We start from the raw sequence: 8,283 nt of genomic DNA on the forward strand, positions 1-8,283 counted from the left end.
CCGGTCCATACGAAACCCAAGGTTCAGCCGAAGCCGACTCCGACGCCCAAACCGACGCCAACGCCGTTGCCTCAGGCAGCGGCACCGTCGCCGACGCCTGTCGCGGCGCCCGATCCTACGCCGCCCGTGCCCGCAGCACCGGCGACGCCTCCAGCTGAGGCCGCACCGGCAATTGGCCGTCAGACGATGGAAATCAGCGCGCCCAAGAACGTCTCGCACCTCGACTGCAACATCGCCAAACCCGAGTACCCGACGCTCTCGAAGCGGCGCGGCGAAACCGGCACCGCGTACGTGAAGTTCGTGGTCGGCCTGACGGGCAGGCTTGAAAACATCGAATTGAAGAAGAGCAGCGGCTTCAGCCGTCTCGACGATGCCGCGCTCGCCGCCGTGCACGCGAGCGCCTGCAAACCGTATCTTGAGAACGGCCAGCCGATTCGGGCCGCGTACACCCAGCCTTACGACTTCAATCTGAATGATTGAAGCAGATTTCAAAAAAGGAATTGCAATGCAAAACTACGGATTGGCGCACGTGTGGGCGCAGGGGGATTTCGTGACGCGCGGCATCGCGCTCGCGCTGTTGATCATGTCGGTGATGTCGTGGAGCGTGATCGTCATCAAAGGCTGGAATGTGATGCGCCTGAATCGCCTCACGAAGAATGCCGAAAAAGCCTTCTGGCATTCGGACGATCTCGCCGACGGCGTGAAGAAACTCGGCGCCGGTTCGTCGACACCGCAGGACAACCCATTCCTCGCGCTGGCGCTGTCGGGCCAGGAAGCGGCCGATCACCATCATCAAACGCAGCCGCATCTGCACGATCGCATGGACGTGTCGGACTGGGTCACGCGTTGCCTCAAGGACACGATGGATGAAAGCGTCGCGCGCATGCAGAGCGGTCTCGCGATTCTCGCGTCGATCGGCAGCACGGCGCCGTTCGTCGGTCTGTTCGGCACCGTGTGGGGCATCTACCACGCGCTGCTGGCTATCGGTGCGAGCGGCCAGTCGTCGATCGACCAGGTCGCCGGCCCCGTCGGCGAAGCGCTGATCATGACCGCCTTCGGCTTGTTCGTCGCGATTCCCGCTGTGCTCGGCTACAACGCACTGACGCGCGCCAACAAGGGCATCGTCGCCAAACTGAGCCGCTTTGCGCATGGCTTGCACGCGTTCTTCGTGACGGGCGCACGCCTGTCGTCGTCCAAGCGCGGCGATGGCCTGCGTCTCGCGACCCGCGCGAACTGATCGACGAGGCACTCCCATGGCAATGAGCCCCTTCGCTGGCGACGATGACGACGGCCTGATGAACGAGATCAACATGACGCCGCTCGTCGACGTGATGTTGGTTCTCCTGATCGTCTTCATGGTGACGATTCCGGTGATTCGTCACGCGGTCAAAATCGATCTGCCGCACGCGAGCAGTCAGAAAGAAGAGACCAAACCCGCGCAGGTAACGGTCGCGATCGACGCGGACGGCAACGTCCTGTGGAACGACCAGAAGGTCGACGAAGCAGCCTTGAGCGCGAAGATTGCAGAGGCCGCGCAGGCAAGTCCACAACCGGAGTTGCATCTGGACGCGGACCGCAAGGTTCCGTACGAGAAAGTGGCGCAGGTGATGTCGGCGGCTCAGTCCGGCGGCCTCACCAAGATCGGTTTCGTCACGCAGCCCAAAGCCAGATAAACCTGGCAAGCAAGGCTGTCCTGGAACCCGGTTGCGTTATCCGGCGACTGCAAAAAAAACGCAAAAGCGCTTGAAACAAGGGCCAAAGTAAAAGGCCTTCATCGTCAGATGAAGGCCTTTTTTTGTGCGCACTCGGCGCCTTCGGGCGGCGGGCTCATTTGCCGTCGGTCGCAGATTGACGGCTTCCTGGGTCACCGCATGCGACAGCCGTGATCGACACGGACAGCGCGCTCAGCCCTATCAGGCTCGCTATGATAGCGGCCATGAGTTTCCGCATAAGAGACTCCTTAGCGAAGGGATTTCACTATAGGCCTGCGAGCGCGCGCATTCAAGCAAACGGCCATTGAAAGTACTCATGACAGCCCACGCTTAAATGCCAAAAGCGATGTCGCAACGCGCAACGCCCTACGACACGACCGCGAGCGATGCCGGCGCCGTGACCTTCTCTTCGCGTACAGGACACTCACCCATGATGTGCTTGCCGTCGTCCGGGTCGAGCATTTCGACCAGATAATCGACGAATGCGCGCACGGCCGGCACCATCCCCTGGCGCGACACGAATACGGCGTACAACTGCGGCGTGGGAAAGGTCCAGCCCGGCATCACCGGCGACAACTGCCCCGCGCGCAATGCGGCGCCAAACATCATCTCCGGCAGCGCAGCAATGCCGACGCCGGCGAGTACCGCTTCACGAATCGTCATCAGATCGGCGGTCACGAGACGCGGCTCATGTTCGTGCGCGTGACGCGTGCCGTCGGGCGAGATCAGGTTGTAGACATGGCGGCCGTCGCCGGTCGGTACGTCGAGCGTTTCGAAACGGTTCAGATCGGCGGGCGTGAGCGGCGGCGCATTCTGCTGCAGCAGGCTCGGTGCACCGACCAGCATCTGTTGCGTGCGCCACAGCGGCCGCACCACGATGTTGGCGTTTTCCGGCGGATCGGAACGCACGCGCAGCGCGACGTCGATCGAGTCCTCGAACAGGTCGACCACGCGGTTCGTCACCCGCATCACCACTTTTACTTCGGGATAGCGGTGCATGAATTCCGGCAGGATCGTCGACAGGATCGTCTGCGAGATCGTGACCGGCACGCTGACACGCACGGTGCCGCGCGGGGACGAGCGCAGTTGCTGTACCACGTTGACCGCCGCTGCCGCCTCGCTCAGCATTGCCTGACAGTGCTGATAAAAGAGGTGACCGGCCTCGGTCAGCGCCAGCTTGCGCGTGGAGCGCTGCAGCAGGCGCACGCCCAACGACGCTTCGAGTTCCGTCAAACGGCGCGACAGGCGCGACTTCGAGATTCCCAGCACCCGCTCGGCGGCGGAAAACCCACCATGCTCGACAACCTGCGAAAAGTACATCAGGTCGTTGAGGTTGTGTGAATCGATCTTCATCTCATCGTTCCATTAATAGAACAATCCATTGTGCGATGCTGGCTGGCACCTCTTAAAACGGTCCCTATAATAGCCCCATGTTTCAAAAATGACGCTATTCCCCATTTTTCAGAGGTGATATTGATGAGCACGACACGCACGATCGAACGCACGTTTCCCGCCGTTCGCACGACCGAGGGCGGCGGCTTTATCGTCCACCGCCCGTTTCCCACGCGCTTGCTGATGGACTTCGATCCGTTCCTGCTGCTCGACGAAATGGGTCCGATCGACTATGCGCCGGGCGAGGCCAAAGGCGCGCCCGATCATCCGCACCGCGGCTTCGAAACGGTCACTTACGTGCTGGAGGGCCAATTCGGCCACAAGGATTCGGCGGGACATTCGGGCACCCTGCATGCCGGCGACGTGCAATGGATGACCGCCGGCGCGGGCGTCGTGCACAGCGAAATGCCAGACCCGTCGTTCGTGCGCACGGGCGGCCGCGTACACGGCCTGCAGCTGTGGGTGAATCTGCCGCGTCGCGACAAGATGATCGCGCCGCGCTACCAGGAAATACCGTCGGCGAGCATTCCGGTCGCGACGTCCGCGGACGGCAAGGTGCGCGTCAAGGTGATCGCCGGCCAAGCGCTCGGCGCGAAGGCCAAAATCGAAACGCGCACGCCGATCCTGTATCAGCATTTCTCTCTGCAGCCCGGCGCGACGATCCGGCAACCGGTGCCGGCCGATTATCGCGTGTTCGCTTATGGCTTGTCCGGCAAGGGCTTCTATGGCGAGGGTGAAGCACGCCGGGTGATCGACGCTCAGCAGATGGTCGTGTTCCAGAACGATGGCGACACCGTCACGCTGGGCGCCGGCGAAGAGCCGCTCGAAGTCCTGCTGCTGGGTGGCGTGCCGCTAAAGGAGCCGATGGTGCGCTATGGCCCGTTCGTGATGAATACCGAGGACGAGATCCGCCAGGCCGTCATCGACTATCAGGCCGGACGCATGGGCGAGATCACGCACTGAGTGGACCGCTTTGGCGGCCCGCGGCGACGACATGGCGGCCATAGTTTGCCGCCGCCTCGCCGATGAGTGCTGCCAGCAGCAACACGAGCGCCGCGCGAAAAGCCGCCGGTGTGGCCCCGCGCCGGTTGCATCCGACCCGCACACACCTCCCCCAAGGCGCGAAGGCCGGTAATTTCGGTCACAATAGCGTCTCATGCCGCGCGCCACAGCGCTTCATCGAATGAGGCTCGGCGCGCGGCGATTTTCCGTCCTGTTCAGGAGCCGCACGCATGGCAGAGCCCACCGTCACCGCCCATATCGGTTCGACGAATTTCCAGGTCATTTTCGACGACGGCAAGCACACGTGGCTCGCCGACGAACCCGAGTCGCTCGGCGGCGGCGATCGCGGGCCGACGCCCGTTTCACTGCTGCTGTCTAGCCTCGGTGCCTGCACCTCGATCACGCTGAAGATGTACGCTCAGCGCAAGGAGTGGCCGCTGGCGGATGTGCGCGTGACCCTGTCGATCGAAACCGGCGACGCGGGCACGGCCATCGACCGCAAAATCGTGCTTGAAGGCGACCTGTCCGACGAGCAGCGGGAACGGCTCTTGCAAATCGCCAATGCGTGCCCAGTCCACAAAATCCTTACACATTCGATCACGATCCGCTCGGGTCTTGCCGTCGCGTAACGCGGTGGTGATCCGCGAGGCGCGCCCGCACTGACAGGGCAGTATGCAATCTGACGCAACGCATCGCTTTCATAGGAAGCTGTCGACTTGAATTTCGAACACCTTATCCAGATCAACGATCCGTTGAATCCCTTTGTCGAGTCGATGACCCGCGAGCAGTTGTGGGAGGGGCTCGTGCTGCGCGCCGAGCAGCCGCAACTCTTCGTGATGGGGCTCGACAGCTGCACGATTCTGTCGCGCGAAGGCAATGTCCTCCAACGGGAACTGCACTACGGCCAGGCCACCGTGCGCGATCGCGTCACGCTGCAGGAGAGCCAGAGCGTGCGCTACGACATCCTGCCGACCAAGGACTACGTCGGCGGCTCGCTGACGATGACCATCGAGCAGCCGGACGAGCTGCAACTGTTCCTGCGCTTCGAGTACGCGACCACGCTGCCCGTCTCCACCGACCAGGACGCCGTGCAGACGCAGGAAATCGTGAAGTCGGCGTATCGGGAGAACGATATCGATACCGTTCGGCTGATCCGTCAGTACGTACAGACCAAACAGGAGCCCGGCTCGCTGCATTGAATGGCGCGCGTGCGCGCCCTACCCGCGCCGCCGCGCTTGTCTTGCGAGCCGCCCGCTGAAGGCGGCCTCGCGCCACTTTTTGCCTGCTCGTTCACGCGGCTATCGGGAACGGCAATCCGATGAATTTCTCTTTCTTGTAAATGGGAATAGTTATCATTTAGAATAAAACCATCAAATCGACGAACAAGCCAAACGAATGAACGATCTCAACCGCCCTTCCACGCTCAGCCTGCGCCGTCCGGCGGCCGCGCTGACCAGCCGCCCGAAATCGTCGACGGCGAGCACTTCCGCGAAGCCTGCGGCGGAGCGTGCAAACGGTTCAGGCGAGACATCGGATCGCGTCGTGCGCAGCGACGCATTGCTGCAGGGACATAGCCACATCAGCATCGTGCATAACGGCGAAACCTACCAGCTGCGTGCCACGCGCTTAGGCAAGCTGATCCTGACAAAGTAGGAAAGAACAGAGGTAAGTACCGGGTATTGTGGGGACCACCTCCTCGAGAGGTGTTAGGCATTAGCCAGCCACGACGGCTTGCACGTGAGAACTAGACCCCTTCGTGCAGACACCAAGCCAGCCGTCGCAGCCAGCCAGGCCGCTTTTTTGGTTCTCACCAACGCGGATGCACGGCAACGCCGTGTGTCGCTCAGCAGAAAATGGAAAAGCCGTGGGATGACATTCATCCCACGGCTTTTCGTTTGTGCGGCGCCGTGGTATTCCTGCAAACGCGGCAGTGCGGCAGCCCGGAACCCGAGATTCCGGCCTACTTCGAAGCCCAGCCCCAGAACATCAGCCACCACGCGCTATCGACCACGGCCAGCGCCGCGACGAACCACAGCATCGCGAGGCCGCGCTGCACGAAGCGCTCGCTATAGCGGCGCGTGACGAGCCAGGCAAGCCATGCGCTCCACAGATTGGCGATCGCCAGAATCGTGATGCGCAAATCGGACGCCCACCATAGCGACACATGCTCAGCGCGCAGCAGCGACAGCGTCGTAGCCGACAGCCCAAGGAACACGCCCGCTCCGGCGATCGGGATCAGCGCCTGGGTCAGATGGTGCAGACGCACCGAGCTGAAGCGTCCGAGCATGCGCGTCGCGCCCGTCAGCAACGCGAGCAGCGCGGTGCCGTACACGAGCGCCGTCGCAAGGATGTAACCGATCACCATCGTCCCGTCGAGCCACGAAAACACGTCGTTCTGCTCGGGGTAATGCGTGAACAGGAACCACGGCGCATTCGTGTCGAGCGGCCAGGTGATGTCGTGATCGACCAGCCACGTCGCGAAGAACATCTTCAGGTCGATGAACCAGCGCGAGGCGGTCCAGTGGAATGCGCCGATCGCGATGCCGAGCAGGCCGTACAGGATCAACGCGGTGTCCCACGGGTTCGCCTGCTTGTCGCCGAGGTGCACGACTTCCGATGACGGCGCGCGCCACGTCAGCGCGATCGCGTCGCGGTGTCCGCTGCATCGGCCGCACATATGGCAGTCCGACGCGCCTTTCATATTGCGCAACGGCACGAGCGGTGCGCAATTGATCGGAATCACGCGATGGCCATGCTCGCCGTTCTTGTAAGAACGGCGCCACGCGTCTTCATCGACCTTGTAGTGGAACGGCGCGAGGCGCGCCAGAAGCGAAAAAACCCCGTTGACGGGGCACAGATACTTGCACCAGACACGCTTCTCTCGTCCGTATAGCAAGCCGATGATGATCGCCGCGAAGGTCGAGCCGCCGAGCACCAGCAGCACGGCCTTCGGATACTGGTACACGCTCACCATCTGACCGTAGATGGTCGTGATGCCGAACGCGACGAATGGCCAGCCGCCCCAGCGCATCCAGTGCGGAATGGTCCAGCCGCGACCGAACTTGCTGGCGAATTCGGCAAGCGCGCCCTCCGGACACAGCACACCGCACCAGACCCGGCCGAGCATCACCATCGACAGCAACACGAACGGCCACCAGATGCCCCAGAACACGAACTGCGCGGCAAGCGTGAGGTTGTTCCACAGATGCGCGGTGTCGTCCGGCAGCGGCATCACCGCCGGCACGATGATCAGGAACGCGTAGACCGCCACCACGACCCACTGAATGCCGCGGATGACTGCGCCGTGACGCTGCATCCATTGTCCGGCCGCTGCAAGGCGCCCCGGGCGGGTCATGACGGTACTCATGCCGTGCGTCCCGCTGTCTGCTGCGCCGGCTTGCGATTCGCCCGGCGCACCAGCAGATAGACGACCGCCCAGTAGACCGCGTACGCGAGCAGATTCATCAGCGCCGGATGAGCTCGATAGCCGGTCAGCGTCGAAACCAGCGAACCGAAGGTGCTCGAGTCGTCGAGGATCGCCGAGGAATTCCACATCTGGTCGACGAGCGTCGGGAGGATTTCCTTGTCGATCAGCTTGTCGACGCCGGTCTGGAACAGACCCGCGCCAAGGAACAGCAGCATGATTTCGGTGACGCGGAAAAAGAGCCGCCAGGAGAAGATCTTGCCACCCAGCTGCAGCAGGTAGAACGTGAGGAACGCGAGACCGAGGCCGATCACCACCGCGAGCATCTGGCTGCCGTCCACGTGGCCCGACTGACCGAAGCCGAGGCCGTACAGGAAGATCACCGTTTCGCTGCCTTCGCGCGCGATCGCCAGTGCGACCAGCAACGCGACACCCCACCAGTTCGAATCGCGCTGACTCTTTTGCAGCGACTGTTCCATGTCGCGCTTCAAGGTTCGGCCGTGCTGCTTCATCCACAGCACCATCTGTACGATCAGCACGCAGGCGACCAGCACCATCGCGGTCTGGAAATAATCCTGCGCGTCACCGGAGAGCACTTCGGTGAACCCCACCAGCGCCGCGCCGAGCGCGACCGCCGCGACCACACCGGCCGCGACGCCGCCCCACAGATACGGCAAGCCGCGGCGCGCATCGTCGTCGCCGTTTTTCAACCACGCATACAGGATGCCGACGACCAGCAAGGCCTCGACGCTT

Annotated in this window: 10 protein-coding genes; 7 read left to right on the forward strand and 3 right to left on the reverse strand. The window is 62.7% G+C overall.

Features of this window, described 5'->3' with window-relative positions:
- The 3 genes from CIC12_RS00980 to CIC12_RS00990 all read left to right on the forward strand — a co-directional run.
- Positions 1–480: energy transducer TonB (locus CIC12_RS00980; RefSeq protein ID WP_168661316.1), on the forward strand; the 480-nt coding region annotated here is incomplete at its 5' end.
- A gap of 25 nt (positions 481–505) precedes the next feature.
- Complete coding sequence (locus CIC12_RS00985; protein ID WP_168661317.1) at positions 506–1,237, forward strand: MotA/TolQ/ExbB proton channel family protein; 732 nt, start codon at positions 506–508, stop codon at positions 1,235–1,237.
- 16 nt (positions 1,238–1,253) lie between these two features.
- On the forward strand, positions 1,254–1,673 hold the full coding sequence (locus CIC12_RS00990; protein ID WP_168661319.1) for an ExbD/TolR family protein: 420 nt from the start codon (positions 1,254–1,256) through the stop codon (positions 1,671–1,673).
- Between the two features lie 405 nt (positions 1,674–2,078).
- On the opposite strand, the gene CIC12_RS00995 is transcribed toward CIC12_RS00990, so the two are convergent.
- Positions 2,079–3,065 carry a LysR family transcriptional regulator gene (locus CIC12_RS00995; RefSeq protein WP_168661321.1) on the reverse strand — a complete coding sequence of 329 codons (987 nt, stop codon included), beginning with the start codon at positions 3,063–3,065 and terminating at the stop codon, positions 2,079–2,081.
- Positions 3,066–3,188: 123 nt separating this feature from the next.
- On the opposite strand from CIC12_RS00995, the gene CIC12_RS01000 reads away from it, so the two are divergent.
- From CIC12_RS01000 to hemP, 4 genes are all read left to right on the forward strand, one after another.
- A complete protein-coding gene (locus CIC12_RS01000; protein WP_168661323.1) occupies positions 3,189–4,067 on the forward strand; it encodes a pirin family protein in 879 nt (292 codons plus the stop codon).
- Positions 4,068–4,336: 269 nt separating this feature from the next.
- Positions 4,337–4,735, forward strand: a complete 399-nt coding sequence (locus CIC12_RS01005) for an OsmC family protein (RefSeq protein ID WP_168661325.1) — start codon at positions 4,337–4,339, stop codon at positions 4,733–4,735.
- Between the two features lie 87 nt (positions 4,736–4,822).
- Positions 4,823–5,305 (forward strand): SRPBCC family protein, encoded by a 483-nt coding sequence (locus CIC12_RS01010; RefSeq protein ID WP_168661327.1) that lies wholly within the window; start codon positions 4,823–4,825, stop codon positions 5,303–5,305.
- Positions 5,306–5,501: 196 nt separating this feature from the next.
- A complete protein-coding gene (hemP, locus tag CIC12_RS01015) occupies positions 5,502–5,759 on the forward strand; it encodes a hemin uptake protein HemP (protein ID WP_168661329.1) in 258 nt (85 codons plus the stop codon).
- A gap of 307 nt (positions 5,760–6,066) precedes the next feature.
- Here the strand turns inward: hemP and CIC12_RS01020 are convergent, their stop codons facing one another.
- Both CIC12_RS01020 and CIC12_RS01025 read right to left on the reverse strand, forming a co-directional pair.
- Positions 6,067–7,473 (reverse strand): 4Fe-4S binding protein, encoded by a 1,407-nt coding sequence (locus tag CIC12_RS01020; RefSeq protein ID WP_168661331.1) that lies wholly within the window; start codon positions 7,471–7,473, stop codon positions 6,067–6,069.
- Positions 7,470–8,283: FTR1 family iron permease (locus tag CIC12_RS01025; protein WP_168661333.1), on the reverse strand; the 814-nt coding region annotated here is incomplete at its 5' end. The genes CIC12_RS01020 and CIC12_RS01025, both read right to left, overlap by 4 nt.

The organism is Paraburkholderia sp. SG-MS1 (genome assembly GCF_012275575.1).
GTDB lineage: Bacteria > Pseudomonadota > Gammaproteobacteria > Burkholderiales > Burkholderiaceae > Paraburkholderia.

Bases quoted from the DNA above. Each gene is read 5' to 3' on its own strand.
- CIC12_RS00995 (WP_168661321.1), bottom strand. From the start codon at position 3,065: ATGAAGATCGATTCACACAACCTCAACGACCTGATGTACTTTTCGCAG.
- CIC12_RS01000 (WP_168661323.1), top strand. From the start codon at position 3,189: ATGAGCACGACACGCACGATCGAACGCACGTTTCCCGCCGTTCGCACG.
- hemP (WP_168661329.1), top strand. From the start codon at position 5,502: ATGAACGATCTCAACCGCCCTTCCACGCTCAGCCTGCGCCGTCCGGCG.
- CIC12_RS01020 (WP_168661331.1), bottom strand. From the start codon at position 7,473: ATGAGTACCGTCATGACCCGCCCGGGGCGCCTTGCAGCGGCCGGACAA.
- CIC12_RS00990 (WP_168661319.1), top strand. From the start codon at position 1,254: ATGGCAATGAGCCCCTTCGCTGGCGACGATGACGACGGCCTGATGAAC.
- CIC12_RS00985 (WP_168661317.1), top strand. From the start codon at position 506: ATGCAAAACTACGGATTGGCGCACGTGTGGGCGCAGGGGGATTTCGTG.
- CIC12_RS01005 (WP_168661325.1), top strand. From the start codon at position 4,337: ATGGCAGAGCCCACCGTCACCGCCCATATCGGTTCGACGAATTTCCAG.